Origin of the sequence: Microbacterium sp. VKM Ac-2923 (assembly GCF_022815605.1) — a bacterium.
Lineage (GTDB): Bacteria > Actinomycetota > Actinomycetes > Actinomycetales > Microbacteriaceae > Microbacterium.
Genome location: NZ_JALGRP010000001.1, coordinates 57,284 through 75,003, shown reverse-complemented (window position 1 = coordinate 75,003; position 17,720 = coordinate 57,284). Strand labels below are relative to the sequence as shown.

General features: G+C 71.4%; 15 protein-coding genes. 7 read left to right on the top strand and 8 right to left on the bottom strand.

The annotated features are described in order from the left end of the window. Nucleotides 1–179: 179 nt before the first annotated feature. Nucleotides 180–1,556, bottom strand: a complete 1,377-nt coding sequence (locus MT347_RS00285; RefSeq protein WP_243497070.1) for an amidohydrolase family protein — start codon at nucleotides 1,554–1,556, stop codon at nucleotides 180–182. A 208-nt stretch (nucleotides 1,557–1,764) separates the two neighbouring features. After that, nucleotides 1,765–2,715, bottom strand: a complete 951-nt coding sequence (locus MT347_RS00280) for an alpha/beta hydrolase (protein ID WP_243497069.1) — start codon at nucleotides 2,713–2,715, stop codon at nucleotides 1,765–1,767. Between the two features lie 195 nt (nucleotides 2,716–2,910). On the opposite strand from MT347_RS00280, the gene MT347_RS00275 reads away from it, so the two are divergent. The 4 genes from MT347_RS00275 (at nucleotide 2,911) to MT347_RS00260 (ending at nucleotide 6,988) form a co-directional block, all read left to right on the top strand. Continuing rightward, nucleotides 2,911–3,417 (top strand): pyridoxamine 5'-phosphate oxidase family protein, encoded by a 507-nt coding sequence (locus MT347_RS00275; RefSeq protein ID WP_243497068.1) that lies wholly within the window; start codon nucleotides 2,911–2,913, stop codon nucleotides 3,415–3,417. Between the two features lie 197 nt (nucleotides 3,418–3,614). After that, complete coding sequence (locus tag MT347_RS00270; protein ID WP_243497067.1) at nucleotides 3,615–4,322, top strand: SDR family NAD(P)-dependent oxidoreductase; 708 nt, start codon at nucleotides 3,615–3,617, stop codon at nucleotides 4,320–4,322. A 93-nt stretch (nucleotides 4,323–4,415) separates the two neighbouring features. Continuing rightward, the gene (gene guaD, locus MT347_RS00265) at nucleotides 4,416–5,993 is read left to right on the top strand and encodes a guanine deaminase (RefSeq protein WP_279390900.1); all 1,578 of its coding nucleotides are present in this window, start codon (nucleotides 4,416–4,418) and stop codon (nucleotides 5,991–5,993) included. 2 nt (nucleotides 5,994–5,995) lie between these two features. Beyond that, on the top strand, nucleotides 5,996–6,988 hold the full coding sequence (locus tag MT347_RS00260; protein WP_243497065.1) for an antibiotic biosynthesis monooxygenase: 993 nt from the start codon (nucleotides 5,996–5,998) through the stop codon (nucleotides 6,986–6,988). 39 nt (nucleotides 6,989–7,027) lie between these two features. Here the strand turns inward: MT347_RS00260 and MT347_RS00255 are convergent, their stop codons facing one another. Then, nucleotides 7,028–8,050: a methylenetetrahydrofolate reductase C-terminal domain-containing protein gene (locus tag MT347_RS00255; RefSeq protein WP_243497064.1), complete on the bottom strand. Its 1,023-nt coding sequence runs from the start codon at nucleotides 8,048–8,050 to the stop codon at nucleotides 7,028–7,030. A gap of 107 nt (nucleotides 8,051–8,157) precedes the next feature. On the opposite strand from MT347_RS00255, the gene MT347_RS00250 reads away from it, so the two are divergent. From MT347_RS00250 to MT347_RS00240, 3 genes are all read left to right on the top strand, one after another. Next, nucleotides 8,158–8,772, top strand: a complete 615-nt coding sequence (locus MT347_RS00250; protein ID WP_243497063.1) for a pyridoxal 5'-phosphate synthase — start codon at nucleotides 8,158–8,160, stop codon at nucleotides 8,770–8,772. A 3-nt stretch (nucleotides 8,773–8,775) separates the two neighbouring features. Then, on the top strand, nucleotides 8,776–9,609 hold the full coding sequence (locus MT347_RS00245) for an FAD binding domain-containing protein (RefSeq protein ID WP_243497062.1): 834 nt from the start codon (nucleotides 8,776–8,778) through the stop codon (nucleotides 9,607–9,609). Between the two features lie 61 nt (nucleotides 9,610–9,670). Continuing rightward, nucleotides 9,671–12,736 carry a molybdopterin-dependent oxidoreductase gene (locus MT347_RS00240; protein ID WP_243497061.1) on the top strand — a complete coding sequence of 1,022 codons (3,066 nt, stop codon included), beginning with the start codon at nucleotides 9,671–9,673 and terminating at the stop codon, nucleotides 12,734–12,736. 50 nt (nucleotides 12,737–12,786) lie between these two features. On the opposite strand, the gene MT347_RS00235 is transcribed toward MT347_RS00240, so the two are convergent. From MT347_RS00235 to MT347_RS00215, 5 genes are all read right to left on the bottom strand, one after another. Next, on the bottom strand, nucleotides 12,787–13,617 hold the full coding sequence (locus MT347_RS00235; RefSeq protein WP_243497060.1) for a PIG-L family deacetylase: 831 nt from the start codon (nucleotides 13,615–13,617) through the stop codon (nucleotides 12,787–12,789). After that, nucleotides 13,614–14,204 carry a trans-aconitate 2-methyltransferase gene (locus MT347_RS00230; protein WP_243497059.1) on the bottom strand — a complete coding sequence of 197 codons (591 nt, stop codon included), beginning with the start codon at nucleotides 14,202–14,204 and terminating at the stop codon, nucleotides 13,614–13,616. The genes MT347_RS00235 and MT347_RS00230 overlap by 4 nt, the downstream gene beginning before the upstream one ends. Nucleotides 14,205–14,368: 164 nt before the next feature. Beyond that, nucleotides 14,369–15,226, bottom strand: a complete 858-nt coding sequence (locus MT347_RS00225; protein ID WP_243497058.1) for a PhzF family phenazine biosynthesis protein — start codon at nucleotides 15,224–15,226, stop codon at nucleotides 14,369–14,371. A 121-nt stretch (nucleotides 15,227–15,347) separates the two neighbouring features. After that, a complete protein-coding gene (locus tag MT347_RS00220; RefSeq protein WP_243497057.1) occupies nucleotides 15,348–16,274 on the bottom strand; it encodes an NAD-dependent epimerase/dehydratase family protein in 927 nt (308 codons plus the stop codon). Nucleotides 16,275–16,434: 160 nt separating this feature from the next. Next, on the bottom strand, nucleotides 16,435–17,718 hold the full coding sequence (locus tag MT347_RS00215; protein WP_243497056.1) for an allantoate amidohydrolase: 1,284 nt from the start codon (nucleotides 17,716–17,718) through the stop codon (nucleotides 16,435–16,437). Nucleotides 17,719–17,720 lie beyond the last annotated feature (2 nt).

Genomic DNA, 17,720 nt, shown 5'->3' with positions numbered 1-17,720 from the left:
CCAGAACACCCGGACGTATGCCGAGCACGTCCGGGTGTCGTGGACTCTGAACTCGACCGTGGGCCGGGGGCGCGGCGTCTACGCGGCGCGGGGCCACGGGGGCGCGGCTCGGGCCGGAGTTCTGCGGGGCCACGGGGCCACGGGGGCGCGGCTGGGCCGGAGTTCTGCGGGGCCACGGGCTACAGGATGACGCCGAACTCCTCGGCCAGGGCCGGCAGCTCCTCGTGCAGCACGCGGGAGGCCTCCGCGGCGAGAGGGTTCGTCGAGACGCCGCGGTCGTTGACGAGCTTGCCGCCGACGTAGACCTGCTGGAGGTTGCGCAGGCCGCAGGCGAGGACGTAGCTGCGCACGGGGTTCCAGAGCGGGCCGATGTCGGGGGTGCGCGGGTCGACCACGACGAAGTCGGCGAACTTGCCGACCTCGAGGCTGCCGACGCGGTCGTCGACGCCCATGATCTCCGCGCCCCCGAGGGTGTGCAGGCGCAGCACCCGCTCGGGCATCATCGACAGGGGGTCGTGGGTGCGGGCGCGCTGCATGAACATGCCCATGCGCATGTTCTGCCAGGGGTCGGCGACATCGGTGCAGGCCTGGTCGTCGAGGCCCATTCCGACCTTCATGCCCTGCTCGAGCATCTCGGGCACGTGGGCGATCCCCGATGCGAGACGCCCATTGGATGCCGGCTGCCACGACATCGACGCGCCGCCCGCAGCGGCATCCGCGATGATCTCGGGGGTCGTCTGGATGAAGTGGCCGAACATCATGCCGGGGCGCAGGGCTCCGGCGTTCTTGTACAGCTGGAACTTCGTCTGCTGGTGCTCGATCGCCTCGTACGTCTCGAGGAAGTGCGCCTGGTTGGTGACGCCGAAGCGGTCCATGACGGCGACCTCGATCTCGGCGGCGTCGGGCCGCGTCGACCACTGCACCTGGCCCATGATCGATGCGCCGAGGGCGAGGTCGGGGTCCATCGAGAGCACGTGATCGAGCGACGCCTCGAAGCGGGCGAAGATCTCCTCGTCGGTGCCGACGGTGGCATCGAGCGCGATGGAGTCGACGAAGCGGAGCCCCGCGTCGTGGCATCCATCGGCCTGGCGGGTGTGCCAGGCGTGGTCGCGAAGCTGCCCGCCGCCGTCGGCGCGCTTGCCCTCGACCATCGGCTCCCACGGCAGGAGGGGGTCGGTGAAGTTGTAGGCCGTGGTCACACCGTTGGCAAGGAAGTCGAGCGAGCCGTGCAGGGTCGCCCAGTAGATCTGGTCGGGTGAGGCGTTGTTCAGCACGCTGAACATCGAGGTGCACCAGCCGTACAGCGTCTGGTCGACGCCGAGACCGCGCGAACCGCTCGTGAAGAGGTGGCTGTGCGATGACACGAAGCCGGGAGCGACGAACTTGCCGTCGACGTCGAGGATCTCGTCGGCGGTGACGCCCGGATCGGGGTCTCCGGCGCCGATCGCGGCGATGCGGCCACCTTGCACGAGCAGGTATCCGCGCTCGATGTAGCCGGTGTCGTCGGTACCGGCGGGGACGGTGATCAGGCGGGCGTTCGTGACCAGAAGCGACATGTTGATGACGGTAACAATGGCGTGTTTCCGCGGTGTTCCGGACGGGTGGCGGGCTGTTTGCGGGGCGGGTTCGAGGCAGATCCCGGCGTCGAGTGTCCACGAAACCCGGACGGATTCTCGAGGCGTCCGGGTGTTTTGGACACTCGACGGGCGACGGGCAGCGGACGGGCAGCCGGCCGCGGGTGAGCGCGGCAGGCGTGAACCCGCGCTACGCGAAAGCGCGGCGCACGGCCGGAGCGATCTGCGCCAGCACCTCATCGCGCGCGGGCGTCGAGGGGAACACCAGGAAGAGGTGCGGCACGCCCTCGCGGCGCACGAACGTGGTCGGAACACCGGATGCCGTGAGGCGGCCGGCGTACTCCTCGGCTTCGTCCGAGAGCGGGTCGACGGACGCCGCGACGATCACCGCCGGAGCGGATCCGGCGAGGTCCGTCGCGCGCAGCGGCGCGGCTTCGACCGGCGCGGAGCCCACGGCATCCTGCACGTACAACCCCCAATACCACTGCATCCCCCTGGAGGTCAGCGGCAGGTTCTCGGTGTGGGCGCGGTAACTCGGGCGCGACGGGTCGGGCGCATCGAGCACCGGGCACAGCAGCACCTGGCACCGGATGCCGGGAGCCCGGCCCTCGCGCGAGCGCAACGCGAGCGCGGCCGCGAGGTTGCCGCCGGCGCTGTGCCCGGCGACGCCCAGCAACGTCGGATCGACCAACCCGCCCGCTCCGTCGGCGGCGAAACGCAGGGCGCGGTCCAGGTCGTCGAGACCTGCGGGGAAGGGATGCTCGGGCGCGAGGCGATAGTCGACGCTGAGCACCTGCGTGCCCGTCGCGGCGGCGAGAGCGCGGCAGAGGGCGTCGTTGTTGTCGAGGTCGCCGGCGACCCAACCCCCGCCGTGGGCGAAGACGAGCGTTCCCCGGTGACCGCCGCGCGGACGGTAGAGGCGCAGTGCCAGTCCGTCGGCATCCGCGTCGATCGACTCCACGACCTCGTCGTCGGGAAGACGGATCCACGATGGGTTCGCCCGCAACTCGGCCACGCGCGCGGCGTCGTCGCCGGTGACATCCGTGGCTCCCGAAGGGATCGTGCCCGCCTGCGCGGCGAGACGTTCGAGGTGCGCGCGCACGTGGGGGTCGGTGATCGCGGGGTGCGCGGTGGGGGTCACGGGGGTCTTTCCCTTCGGGTCGCCCGACGCCTCGGCACCCGCTCGGTCGCGGCCTGTCTGCGGGCACGACGGTCGGGCCGGAATGGGCGCGGTCGACCCGAGCGTACGACCCCGGATGCCGACGACCGGGCCCTCGACGGAGAAGCGTTACGCCCCGGAAACACCGGCGTCGCGGACGCCGCGCACCATAGCGTGATGACCACCCCGGTGCAGCGCGCGGCCGCCATCCTCGCGGGACAGCGTTTCGTCGTCATCGGAACGGCCGACGCCGACGGGCCGTGGACGGCCGCCGCGCAGTACCGTCTGCTCCCCGGCGGTCTGTACGTCGAGTCCGACCGCGAGTCGCGGCACGCGCGGGCGATCGCGGCGTCGGGCCGGGCCTCCGGGGTCGTCTACGACACGGCCGCGACGGTCTCCGACGCCGACGGTGTGCAGCTCTCCTTCGCGGCGCGGGAGGTGGATGCCACGGGCGCGCGGGACGTCCTCGCCGCGCGGCTGCTCCGAGACGCGGTGAGCGACTCCGAGCGGGAGGCGGAGGTCGCGGCCCTCGCCGGTGTGCCGCAGAATCGGCTGTACGTGCTCGACGTGGTGCGCGCCTACGTTTTCGACCGCGACGCGTGGCGCTCCCGGGGCACCGACGCGCGTCTCGAGGTGGACGCCGTGCGTGTCTGGGAGCTGCTGGCCGAGGTGCCGGCGCGGTAGCGGAGGGGCGCCCGGCAACCCGTGCTCCGCGCCGCGCGGCGCGGCCCGCAGCGCGTCCGCCCGCACCCACGCACCGCCCCGGCGCCGCACCGGCCCGCGAAGCCGTTACGTCGCCGAAACAGCGCCGTCGTCCGGGCGTCCACCGCCGGGCGTACGGTGCGGCCGGGGCGTACCCGACGTCCCGGGAAAGGGATGCCATGTCTCAGCGCGTCATCGTCACGGGCGGATCCGGCGGCATCGGCGCCGCCATCGTCGAGCGGTTCCTCGCCGACGACGCCCGGGTCGTGGTGCTCGATCGTCGCGCTCCAGCCGAGGGCACGGCATCCGTGTTCGTCGCGGTCGACCTTCGCGATCCCCACGACACCCGCCGCGCGATCGACGAGGCCGTCGCTCAGCTGGGCGGTGTGGACGTGCTCGTGAACTGCGCGGGCATCTTCCAGCACGTTCCGCTGCTCGACATCACCGTCGACGACTGGGACCGCGTGCTCGACATCAACGCGCGAGCGACCCTGCTGACCATGCAGTCCGTGGCTCCGGTCATGCTCGAGGCGCGCGGGGGCTCGATCGTCAACATCGCCAGCATGGCCGCGAAGCTCGGCGGGGGCGGCGAGGCCCACTACGCCGCGTCCAAGGCCGCCGTCGTCGCCCTCACGCGGGCCGGGGCCCAGGAATGGGGATGCCACGGCGTCACCGTCAACGCCGTCTGCCCGGGGTACGTGCTCACCGACATGGGCGCCGACACCCGGTCGGCGGCCGATGTCGCCGCGTGGAGCGCGAAGTCGCCGCTGGGCCGGCTCGGCATTCCGGAGGACGTGGCCGGGGTGACGCATTTCCTCGCTTCGACGGCCGGGAGCTACCTCACGGGCCAGGCGATCAATGTCACCGGCGGGATGGTCATGCACTGAGGCACGACAGGTCGCGACGCCTCCCGGCACCTGCCCCGCCGCTCCCGGGCGGCTGCGCGACACCCGGCATCCGGCATCCGCTCACCCCCGGAAATGCACTCCGTGACGCGGCCCACGGCGTGCCGAATACGTCACGCGCTGGTCGCTTTAATTTCTTCCCAGGCCGAAACTGTTTTATGCCACTATCAAGCTAGGTGTCCGGGGGGACACCCGCCGGTGACAAGGGTGCTCCTTGTCGCGGGCACTGACCTGCCCTCTTCGAAAGGCGCAATCATCGTCACTTCTGGAATTCGCGGCACATTCTTCGATTTCGTGGACGACCCGTGGAAGCACGTCGGTCGGGAAGAGGAATCGGCGCGATTCCTCCGGGACGGACTCCTCGTCATCGAGGACGGGGTCATCGTCGCCTTCGGGCCTTTCGACGAGGTCTCCCCCCTTCACCCCGATCTCGACGTCACCGAGATCCGCGAACGCATCATCACTCCCGGCTTCATCGACGGCCACGTGCACGTTCCGCAGACGCGGGCCCTGGGTGCTTTCGGGCAGCAGCTTCTGCCGTGGCTCATCGACACCGTGTTCCCCGAAGAGGCCCGCTACAGCGACCGTGAATACGCGCGTGAGGGGTCGGAGCGCTTCCTCGAGAACATGCTGGCCGGTGGAACCACGACCGTGCAGGCGTTCACGACGACCTCCACCGTCGCGGTCGAGGAGTTCTTCGAGGCCGCCGCGCGGCGCGACATGCTGGTGATCAGCGGGGTGACCGGCATCGATCAGTTCGCGCCGGAAGGCTCGACGAGCACGCCCGAGCAGTTCTACGACGACAGCAAGGCGATGATCGCCAAGTATCACGGAGTGGGTCGAAACCGTTATGCGATCACCCCGCGATTCGCCCTCGGCGCGAGCAAGGACCTGCTGAAGGCCTGCCAACGGCTGAAGCAGGAGCACCCGGATCTCTGGGTGAACACCCACATCTCGGAGAACCCGTTGGAGATCTCCAATCTCCTCCTGGCGCACCCGGACTGCACGGACTACCTCGGCGTGTACGAGAAATACGATCTGGTCGGCCCGAAATTCTCGGGCGGACATGCGGTCTGGCTTTCCGACAATGAGTTCGGACGCCTTTCCGACAGCGGAGGCGCGGTGGTGTTCTGCCCGTGCTCGAACCTCTTCCTGGGCAGCGGAATCTTCCGGCTGGGGAAGGCGACCGACCCCGACCGGCGCGTCAAGATGTCGTTCGGCACCGACATGGGCGGCGGCAACCGGTTCAGCATGATCCACGTCCTCGACGAGGCCTACAAGGTCGGGATGCTGGGCAACACCCTGCTCGACGGCACGACGAACCGCGTCACGCAAGACCTCGCGGCGTCCGAGCGCAGCAAGCTCTCGCCGTACCGAGCGTTCTGGTCGGTCACCCTGGGCGGCGCGGAGGGGTTGTACATCGACGACCAGGTCGGCAACTTCGAGGTCGGCAAGTCCGCGGACTTCGTCGCGCTGGACTGGAACGCGGGTCCGTCGGCGATGCCGTGGCACCAGTCGTTGTTCTTCGACGAGGCGGGCCCGACCACGATGGAAGAGGCCGCACACGCGCTGTTCGCGGTCATGATGGTCGGCGATGACCGCAACGTCGACGAGACCTGGGTCTCCGGCGTGCGCCTGTACAAGAAGGGCTAGGCGTGGAGCGCCTCGCCGTCGCGGACGACGGCCCGACCCCCGCGGAGGTGTCGGGCTCCGACGACACGGCGGTCACCCTCATCACGCACCGGAAGGTCGCGGCCCGCGACGTCGACGCCTTCGAGGGCTGGCTCGATCGGTCGGGCCGCGCCCTCACGGGCACGCCGGGGTATCTCGGCAGCACCGTCATCTCGCCGAGCGACTCGAGGAACGATTGGACCCTCGTGCAGCGCTTCAGCGACGCCGCCGCCGCGCGGGCCTGGCTCGACGGCCCCGCGCGACGGGCGCTGTACGAGCAGATCGCCGACGTCGAGGTGCTCGACGAGGAGGTGACCCTGTTCCGCGAGAGCCCGTCGCACGGCGACGAGGTCTCCGTCCTGATCTCCTCCACCGTCCCCGCGGCACTGGAGGACGACTACCTCGCATGGCAGAAGCGCATCTCCGACGCGGAGGCGCGGTTCCGCGGCTTCCGGGGCCACCGGATCCAGCGTCCGGTGCCGGGCGTCCAGGACGAGTGGGTCGTCATCCTCACCTTCGACACGGCCGAGAACCTCGCGGTCTGGATCGACTCACCGGAGCGCAAGCGCCTGCTCGAGGAGGGCGAGCGTTTCAACGCCGACCTGTCCGTCACCACGTCGAGCTTCGGCTTCGACTTCTGGGCGCCGGGTGAGACCGCTCGCGAATCGGTGATGAAGAACAACCTCCTGGTGCTCGCGGCGTTGTACCCGATCGTGTTCGGGTGGAGCTACTTCGTCAGCACCCCGCTGTTCGACGGACCGCACGCCATCCCGTTCTGGCTGTCGCTGTTCGTCGGCAACTTCGTCAGCACCCAGTTGCTCGGCTGGTTCGTGATGCCCCGGGTGTTCGCGATGTTCGCGTGGTGGCTGAAACCGAAACCGGGGTGGCGCGCGCAGCTCCTCGGCTTCGGCATCCTCGTCGTCGTCTACGGGGCGTCGATGGCCCTCTACGCGTGGTTGTTGTCGTTGGCCGCCTGACGCCCCGTCGCGTTCCGGCGCGCGGCGGGGGCGGCACGGTCAGCGCAATCTGCGCGCCACCTCCGCCAGCGCCTCGGCGAACGACTCCTCCGCGCCCTCCCGGCCACCCGAGAGGTTGACCCCCACCACGCCGGGGAGGGCCAGCATCTCTTCGGCGAGCGCCACGGCCAGGGCGATCCCCTCCGCGCGCGTGTCGCGGGCCCCACGGATGCGACCGACGAAGCCGTCGGGCAGCACCAGCGTGGTGAACGACTCGAGCAGATCGGCCGAGGCGTGGTCGACGACGACGGGGACACACGGGATGAACCGGGTGCCGTCGCCCACCTCGTCGATGAACCGGCGTACGGGGGCCGCCCCGCCGGCGTGGTTGACGAAGCAGACGTCGGCGCCGGCCCGCTGCTTCTCGCGCAGGCGCGCCGCCCGCCGATCGAGTGGGGGCGCCGCGGGGGACGCGGCGACCGAGACGACATGGCCGGCGGCCCGCGCCAGAGCCGTGGCCTCGGTGGAGTCGAGGTCGAACACGGGAGCGGCGTCGGGCCGGTGCCCCGTGCGGGTGTGATCGCCGGTCACGCAATGCACGCCGGCGACCCCCTCGACGACGAGGGCGGCGAGCTCGCCCTCGATCGCCACGCGATTGCGGTCGCGCATGTTGAGCCCGGTCCACACGCGCAGCCCTCGACGGTGCAGCAGGTGCGCCCGGTAGGCGGGTGGGAACTGCACGCGCGCACTTCCGGCGTCACCGGCGAGGACGGCATCCACTTCCCCGGTGAGCACCGAGGCGCACGCGTCGATGGATGCCACACTCAGCGCCCTCGCGGGCAGGTCGGCCACGATCCACGGGCGCGTGCCGAGGGAGGCGAGGGTCTCTGCGGCGGCGGCGGTCCGGGGCCCCGGATGGACGGGGGTCGCCCGATCGAGCCCCGTCCACGGCACGGTCCGCCGCGGAAGGAACGTGCAGAGATGCGTGGCGTCGATCTCGCACGAGCCGTCGAAGCCGACCCCTCCGCAGGGGCCGTACTCCATGCGTTTGGGACACGCGTCGATCAGGGGCAACAGGGTCATGTCGGGAGTGTAGGAAGCGCGTGTTTCGACGAATGTTCATAGCGGCAACATGAAGGAAACGCGCGCTCCCTACGCTCGGCGGTACCCGCGGCCTCCAGGAGGTACCCATGATCACGGCCGGCACCACCTTCGGTTCCGACGTCGACGACATCGACGTGCTCGTCGACGATCCGCTCGCGCAGCTGGTGCGCTGGCTCCCCGCCGACGACGGCGAGCTGCGTCCGCTCGCCGCGCTCTCGACCATCGGTCGCGACGGCATCCCCTCGCTCCGTCATGTGCTCGTGAGCGACCGGGATGCCACCGGCCTGTTCTTCCACACCGATTCGGCCAGCGAGAAGGTCGCGGAGATCGCCGCGAACCCCGTCGCCGCCCTCTCGGTGGCGTGGCCCGAGGCGGGTCGGCAACTCGTCGCCCGCGGGATCGTCGAGCGCGTGAGCACTGCCTCCGCGGCCGAGGCCTACCGGCGCCGGTCACGCTACCTGCAGATCCTGGCGTGGCTGAACACCGCCGACAACGCCCGTCTGCCGGCCGACGACCGTCGACACCTGTGGGCCGAGTTCGACAAGACGCACCCCACACTCGATCCGCCGGAGCGATGGGCCGGATTCCTGCTGCGGCCCCTCACGTTGACGTTCTGGCGCGGCGACCCGCTCGGTCAGAGCGTGCGCCAGCACTACACGCTCACCGACGGTCGCTGGTCCGGCCGGATCCTCGCGGGCTGACGCATGGACATCACCACCGTCACCTCGTACCGCTCCGCCCGTACCCGCGGCGACCTCGCCCTCGCCCCGGGCGAAGTCGTGATCGCCGGGGGCACCTGGCTCATGAGCGAGCCGCAGCCGGGGACGACCGGGTTCGTCGACCTCACGACCCTCGACTGGCCCGACATCGAAGTCACCGACACGGGCCTGCGCATCGGCGCCACCTGCACGATCGCCCGCCTGCTCGCGTGGGCGGAGCACGAGGCGCCCGCCGCCTGGACCTCGCTCGCGCTGGCGCGTCCCGCCGCTGACGCCCTGCTGGCGTCGTTCAAGATCTGGAACACCGCCACCGTCGGCGGGAACGTCTGCCAGGCCTTCGCGGCGGGGGCGATGATCGCGATGCTCTCGACCCTGGATGCCACGGCCCTGGTGTGGACGCCCGACGGTGGAGAACGCCGGATCGGGGTGGCCGATCTCGTGATCGACAACGCCGCCACCTCCCTCGCCCCCGGTGAGGTCGTCCGCGCGCTCGACGTGCCCGCCCACGCGCTCAGCGCGCGCGTCGGACTGCGCAAGATCGCCCTGGCCGAGCTCGGCCGCTCGGGCGCCGTCGTCACGGCCCGGGTCGACGCCGACGGTTCCGCCGTGTTCGTGGTGACCGCCGCGGTGCGCCGGCCCCGCGTGCTGCGATTCGCGCGCGTGCCCGGAGCGGGTGAATTGCGGGATGCCGTCGCCAGCGCCACCGACTTCTACACCGACCCCCTGGGCAGCGCCGACTGGCGTCGTGGCGTGAGCGTCGTGCTCGCAGAACGGCTGCGTCAGAGCTTCGCGCGCGAGCTGCAGGAGGGCGCCGCATGAGGAGGAGCCTGCCGCACCGCCGCGACACGGCATCCCGCAACGACCGCCCGGAGGACGTGACGTGAGGTTCGAAGTCAACGGCATCCCCATCGACGCGGAGCCGAAGCCCGGCCAGAGCGCGCGCACTCTGCTTCGCGAAACGGGCCACGTCGAGGTGAAGAAGGGCTGCGACGCGGGTGACTGCGGCGCGTGCTCAGTGCTGCTCGACGGGACGCCGACCCACTCGTGCATCGTCCCGGCGATGCGCCTCGACGGCCACGCGATCACGACCGCCGCGGGCCTCGCCCCCGGCGACGAGCTCCACCCGGTGCAGGAAGCCCTCGCCGAGGGCTTCGGCTTCCAGTGCGGCTTCTGCACGCCCGGCATGAGCGTGACGGCATCGACGCTGACGCCCGACGACCTCGACGACCTCGACCGGCGGATGAAGGGGAATCTCTGCCGGTGCACGGGCTATCGCCCGATCCGGGAGGCCATCCGCTCGTCGGTCCTCGGGCCGGTGCGCGAGACCGGGGTGGGGTGCGCGACGGATGCCGCCGACCCGGCCGATACCCGCAGCGCCGACTCGACCGGCACCCGCACCGCCGGACCGGCCGTGGTGGGCGGCGCCGGAGGCTGCGGCGGCAGCTGCGCCGGGCATGACCGGGCGGAGCTCTCGGGGACTCCTCGCACACCTCCTGCAGATCGGCACGAGTCCACCCCTCCGGCCCCGGAAGGTGCGGATCTGCAGGAGTCGTGCGCGCCCGAAGCGGCAGCCACCGGCCGCGTCGGCACCTCGGCCGTCCCCGAGGCCGCGCGCCGCATCGTGCAGGGCCGCGAGCCGTTCACGTTCGACGACCCCGTGCCCGGCGGCCCGCCGCTCGTGCTGCGGGTCGTCGCCTCGCCCCATGCCCACGCGCGCGTCGTCTCGATCGACACTTCGGCCGCCCTCGCGGTCCCCGGCGTGGTCGCGGTCTTCACCCACGCCGACGTGCCCGACGTGCGCTACTCGACGGGTCGCCACGAGCACCGCACCGACGACCCCGACGACACACGGATGCTCGACGACGTCGTGCGCCACGTCGGCCAGCGCGTGGTCGCGGTGGTCGGCGAGACGGCGGAGGCGGCGGATGCCGGATGCCGGGCCGTCGTGATCGAGTGGGACGTGCTGCCGGCCGTCTTCGACCCCGACGAGGCCCGCCGCCCGGGCGCCCCGCTGCTGCACCCCGACCGCACCCCCGATGAGCGCGTGCAGGCGGCCGGGCGAAACGTCGTCGCCGGTTTCCACACGGGATACGGGGGCGACATCGGTGCGGCGCTCGACGCCAGCGTGGTGACCGTCACCGGCGAATGGCGCTCGTCACGCGTGACCCACGCGGCCCTCGAGACGCACGGCTCCCTCGGGTGGCTCGACGAAGACGGGCGTCTCGTCATCCGCTCCTCCACCCAGGTGCCCTTCCTGGCGCGCGACGAGCTCGCCCACATCTTCGGTCTGGAGCGGGAGCGCGTCCGCGTTTACGCGACGCGCGTGGGCGGCGGTTTCGGCGGCAAACAGGAACTCTTCACCGAAGACCTCACGGCCCTCGCCGTGCTGAAGCTCGGTCGTCCGGTCGCGTACGAGTTCTCACGCACCGATCAGTTCGTGCGGGCGTCGCTGCGGCATCCGATGCGCGTGCGGGTCACCCTCGGATCGGATGCCGGCGGCACCCTCACCGCGATGAAGATCGACGTGCTGAGCGACACCGGCGCCTACGGCAACCACGCCATCGGCGTGCTGTTCCACTCGTGCGCCGAATCGACGACGCTGTACCGGGTGCCGGTGAAGTGGATCGATGCCGAAGCGGTCTACACGAACAACCCGCCGTCGGGGGCGTTCCGCGGGTACGGGCTCGGGCAGGTGGTGTTCGCCGTCGAGTCGGCGCTCGACGCGCTGGCCGTGGAGCTGGACATCGACCCGTTCGACCTCCGCCGCATCAATGCCGTGCGCGAGGGGGACGCACTGCACCCCGACGACGGGGAGAAGTACGAGGAAGACCTGATCTGGGGCAGTTACGGCCTCGACCAGTGCCTCGACCTCGCCCAGGACGCCCTGCGCCGCGGCAATGCCACCGACGCCCCCGCCGGCTGGCTCGTGGGCGAGGGCATGGCCGCGTCCATGATCGCGACCATGGCCCCGCGCGGGCACATCGCGCACACCACCGCGAGCCTGCGCCCCGACGGCACCTATCTGCTGCGCGTAGGGACGGCCGAATTCGGCAACGGCACCGCGACCGTGCACCGGCAGATCGCGGCGACCGTGCTCGACGCGCCGCTCGAGCGCCTCGAGTTGTGGGCCGCCGACACCGACGCCGTGCGACACGACACCGGCGCCTTCGCCTCGGCCGGCACCGTCGTCGCCGGTAAGGCGCTGTTCGGCGCCTGCACGGCCCTTCGACGCCGCATGGTCGAGATCGCCACCGAGCTGGCGGGAGGGGATGCCGCGGCGCCCGAGGGCGATGCCGAGTCCGTGTGGGCGTCGGTCGATGCCGGCCCCGGTGCGACGGCATCCGACTCCGCCGCGACGGACGCGCTGGACGTGGAGTTCGTGGCATCCGGGGTCCGCGTGGGGTCCGAAACGGTGACGTGGGAACGGATCGTCGCCGCCGCGCCCGCCGGCTACCTGACCGCCGACGGCTTGACCGCCGACGGCGCGGAGTTCGGCGACTTCCGTTCGCTGGCCTTCAACGTGCACGCGGCGCGGGTCGCGGTCGACCCCGAGACGGGCACGGTTAAGGTGCTGCAGTCGATCCAGTCCGCCGACGCCGGCGTCGTCATCAACCCGGCGCAGTGCCGCGGGCAGGTCGAGGGCGGCGCGGCGCAGGGACTGGGCGGGGCGCTGTACGAAGAGGTCTACATCGAGGACGGCGTCGTGCAGAACCCGGTGTTCCGCACGTACCGCGTGCCGCAGTTCGCCGACGTGCCCGACACCGAGGTGTACTTCGCCGACACCGACGACAGCCTGGGTCCGTTCGGCGCGAAGTCGATGAGCGAGTCGCCCTATAACCCGGTGGGGGCGGCGATCGGCAACGCCGTCTCGCGGGCGCTGGGACGTCGCGGGTACGAGCTGCCCTTCTCTCGCGACCGGGTGTGGAGGCTCGCGAGCGGGGAGTGAGCGGGTCCCGCCCGAGCCGCCCCGCCTTCGGGTAGCCCCCGGCTGACCCGTCAGCGCCCGCCGTCGGCCCGCACGATGTCGCGATCGTCGAGCAGATGCTCGCGTCGTAACCACTCGCCCAGCCCGGGGAGGGCGAGGTAGGCCTCCGGGTCGCGGCGCAGGACCTCGTCGTGCTCGCCGTACGCCGAGAAGATGGCGAGCTTGCGGGCAACGGCCTCGGCGTCGAGATTCGTCGACCACGTGTGGAGCGGGTATCCGACGGCGTAGCGGACGATCGCCGCATCGATGAGTCCCGCGTCGACCGCCGCTGCCACGAGCCGGCCCGCGCCACCGTGGTCGGGATGGTCGCCCTCGCTGCCCGCGGCGTGATCGGGCATGTTCGCGAGCACCGCCGTCGCCCCGCACCCGGCGACGAACGCGGCGATCGTGGCGATGAGGCTGGTCACGGTGAGTTCCTGACCGGTGTCGAGCGTCGTCAGCGACGAGACCTGCCCGCGGAGGAGCTTGGGGATCGTCCGGTATCCGGTCCCGTACCACCCGCCGCCGGTGAGCCCGCCGTCGGGCAGCCGCAGGAAAGCCAGGGCGACGCGGGGGTCGTCGTCCGGAGCGGTCGTCGTGACGGTGACGCCGTTCGACAGCACCGTCGTGCGGTCCGACCAGGGCGACGACGATTCGCGCATGACGTCGTAGGCGGCACGGATACCCGTCTCACGACCTGCGGCGTACGGCGACAGGCCGGTGCCGGCATCCGAGGCCGTCAGGAAGAGGTTCCGGACGCTCTGGCCGCCGCGGATGGCCCGGTCGATCGTCGGGGTGGCGAAGAGCAGGTCGTCGTCGTAGTGAGCCCAGATCCCCGCGATCACCGGTGCCGGTGCGCTCACCGGCGGACGAAGAAGTCGTAGCGGTGGGCGTAGTGGGTCGGGGTCGTCAGGTGGTCCGCACGAGCGGCGGGGAGCGTCGCCCGGTCGAAGCGGGCGGCGGCGAGGGCATCGAGGTCCGGGATGCGTCGACCCTCCATGTCGTTCCACCCCACCACGAGCCATCCGCCCGGGCGCAGCACGTCCGCACACGCCTCGAGACCACGTGCCACCTCATCGGCGGTGTCCAGCCCCCAGCCGAACACGCCGTTGCACACGACCAGATCGAAGGTGTCGGGCGGGTACACCGTGGCGAGATCGGTCATCGAGAGGGTGTGGTGGTGTCGCCCCGCGATCCGCTGCATCTCGGGATCGACGTCGATCGTGTGGTACTCGATGCCCCGGTAGAGCCGCGGGTAGGTGCGGGTGTACCAGGCCACTCCGACGTCGAGCATCCGCCGGATGTCGTCGCGGCCGAGGAACTCGGGCACGATCACGTCTTCGAGCATCACTCGATCGGGTGTGGCCAGACGCCACCGCCCGTTCTTGAGCCGCAGCCGCGTGCGCAAGCGCAGGCTGCGGGGGACGAGTCGTCTCCAAAGGGGGGACATTCGTTCTCCAGCGGTCGGCGCGATCGGGGGACAGACGTCTGCCCATGATCGCATGCACTCGCGCGTGTCGCCGGGATCTGCGGCGGTCTCCCCGGTTCGGGCGCCGTTGCTTCCTCGGACGCGCGACGGCGGACCGGGAATGCGACCGGGGCGACGCGGACGGGTCACATCGGCGTGGCGCCGCCCCGCACATGGATGCCGCCGGCTGTCGGAACCTCGACCGCCAGGACGCTCGGTCGGCCGACGTGACGCCCCTGCCGGACGATGAAGGCGAACGGCGCGGGTACGCCGATTCTGTCCCGGAGGTACGCCCCCAACGAGGCGGCGGCGGAGCCCGTCGCCGGGTCTTCGGTGATGTCGCCGACCGGGAACAGGTTGCGCGCCTCCGCGACCAGACCGTCGGCGATGACGCCGCCGATGTGCGTCACGATGACGGTCCCCCTCCACCCGCGCTCGTCCATGAGAGCTCGCATCGCGGCAGGATCGAAGGTGAAGGTGTCGAACGTCTCGCGCGCGGCGACGGCGACCACCGGATGCAGGTTGCCGGCGAACGCCTGCGCCAGCGGCATCCGTTCGTCGAGGTCGTCGTGGGTCAGGCCGAGGAGTGCCAGGAGGCGACCGGCCACCTCGGCCTCGAGGTCGGCGACGGCGGGCTCGACGCTCGTGAACCCGGCGGTGACGCGACCCTCCGCGTCCCGGTCGGTGCTGATCTCGACCGGCCCGGCTGCCGTGTCGAACGTGAAGGCGCCGATGCCCTCGGCCTCGGCGAGCGCGACGGCGGTGGCGATCGTCGCGTGCCCGCAGAACGGCACCCCGGCGCCGGGCGAGAAGTAGCGCACGCGCAGCCGTCGCCCGTCGCGCGCGGTCACGAACGCCGTTTCGGGATGCCCCAGCTCGGTCGCGATCCGCTGCATGTGCGTGTCGTCGAGGGTCGCGGCGTCGAGGACGACGCCCGCGGGGTTTCCACCCCCGGGTTCGGCGGCGAAGGCGAGCAGCTGAAGGATGCCGGGGGTCGCGGTCATGGAACGATTCTCGCGCGTGCCGCCCGAACAGCGGAAAGGCCGATCGGTGACCCCTGGCCGGGGTGGTCGACCCGGGCCTCCTGAGACGGGCGACGTCGGGTGGAGCGGCGGGTGCGGGCCGTCACGACTGCGCGCGGCGATGGGCCAGCGTCGCTGCGATGCCCTGATTCGTCGGCGTCGCCGTCATTCCGAACGCCGTCTCTAACGCGCGGGAGTCGAAGAGATACGGCCGGGTGTTCTGATAGGCCATCTCGAGGGATTCGCGCGCGGCTGAGGCGAAGAGCGCCCCCATCCGCATCGTGGCGCTTCCCATCACCGCCGTGCGGACACCGGGACCGGCCGCGATCTCGATGTACTCGCGCCCCGTCAACGCCGGGGCCGTCGGCAGGTGCCACGTGCCGCCCCGGGCGGCCGGATTCGTGCCGAGGAGCGCGAGGGCACGGCCGATGTCGGGCGTGTAGGTGAGCGAGTGCGGTTGGTCGGCGTCGAACAGCCACGTGGGGCGCGCTCCGACGGCGATCTTGTCGAGGGCGAACGTGTTGAACACGCTCGTGTTCGCACTGGGGCCGTAGAAGTCGGCGCTCCGGCCGATCGTCACCGACAGTCCGTCCGCCCGGGCGTCATCGATGCAGCGAACCGCGGCCGCGCGCACCTCCCCCTTCTTGCTGCGCGGGGCCAGGGGGGTGTGTTCCGTCATCGCGCCGTCGACGAGGCCGTAGGCGTAGACGTTGTCGAGATAGACGAGGTGCACGCCGTGCTCTTTCGCGGCCGCGATCGTGTTGTCGAGAACGACGGGCCACCGCTCCGCCCACACGCGACTCGAGTACGGCAGTCCGGCGGTGAGATAGGCGACCTCGGCGCCGCGCAGCGCCCGCGAGACCTCGGCCGCGTTCAGGAGGTCGGCGGTCACGGAGTGGGTTCCGTCCACGGCGGAAGGTCGCCTGCCCACGGATGACGGTCGCTCTCCGGCTGCGATCAGAGCGCTCAGCGTCTCACGGCCGATGACGCCGTTGCCGCCGAGGACGACGTGCGCGGTGGGGGTGCTCATGGGGGTTCCCTTCAGGTCGGGTTCGGGGCGCCGAGCTGGCCGGCATCCCCTCTGACGGGATCACCCTACTCGATAGTGCCACTATCGGATAGCGTAACTATCTATTTAGCTCGATTGCCCGCCGCCGCTTCTTACGACGGGGCCCGACGCCGACGGTTCCTCAGCGCGGCTCGGCCCCCAGGTGCAGCACCGCCTCGGCGAGGGCGCGGACGCCGGTCGCGACATCGGCGGTGGTGACGGCCTCGTCGGGGTGGTGGCTGATGCCGTCGGGGTTGCGCAGGAACAGCATCCCCACCCCGGTGATCGCGCCGATCGCCATCGCGTCGTGACCGGCCCGGCTGAAGAGGGTGGGGGCCTCGCCGCCGATTCCCGCGCGGACGACGTCCTGCAGCAACGGTTCGCAGAAGACGGCGGGCGCGCTGTGCACCTCGCGGGCGCGCCAGCGCAGACCGCGGCGGCCCATGATGGCATCCAGCTCGTTCGAGATCTCGTCCCATGTGTGGTCGCGGGTCGCGTCGAACTCGCCGCGCAGGTCGAGCGAGAAGTGCGCCTCGCCGGGCACGACGTTCATCGCCCCGGGGAACGCCTCGAGCTGGCCGACCGTCCCGATGATGTGGTGCTCGGCGCGGCAGATGCGCTCCACCGCGAGGGCCGCTTCGCTCGCCCCGAGCAGGGCGTCGCGACGCATGTCGTACGGCGTTCCGCCGGCGTGACGCGCTTCTCCTTCGACGACGAGCTGGAAGCGCCGGGCCGACGCGATCGACGACACGGCGGCGAGCGCCAGGCCGCTGCGGTGCAGCTCGGGACCCTGCTCGATGTGCGCCTCGAGGTAGCCGATGAGCTCCTGGGGGCGCCGGGCGGCCTCGCCGACGCGGCCGGGGTCGAGACCGAACTCGCGGAACGCCTGCCGCAGCGTGTAGCCGTCGGCATCCGTCAGATCCCACCACGCCTCGTCCCATTGTCCCGCGACGGCCGATGATCCGAGCAGGGCTTTGCCGAAGCGCGTGCCCTCCTCGTCGCTGAACGCGATGACCTCGAGCGCGAACGGGAAGGGACTGGATGCCACGCCCTCGTCGTCCACGTGACGGATGAGCCGCACGACCTCGAGGGCCATCAACACCCCGACGATTCCGTCGAAGCGGCCGGCATCCGGGACCGTATCGAGGTGCGAGCCCATGAGCAGCGCGGGGGCGTCGGGGAGGCCCGCGGGCGCGAGTCGGCCGACCTGATTGCCCGCCGCGTCCTGGCGCGTGGTCATGCCGAGCTCGCGCATCCACTCGGCGGCGAGACGGTTCACGCGCGCGTGCTCGGGAGAGAGGTAGACGCGGGTGATGCCGCCCGGGGTCGCGGTGACGCGGGCGAGCTCCTCGCATCGGCCCATCACGCGGCGGGCGGCCGAGGCAATGCGCTCGGGGGCGACCTGCAGGCGGGTGGCGGTGGTCACGG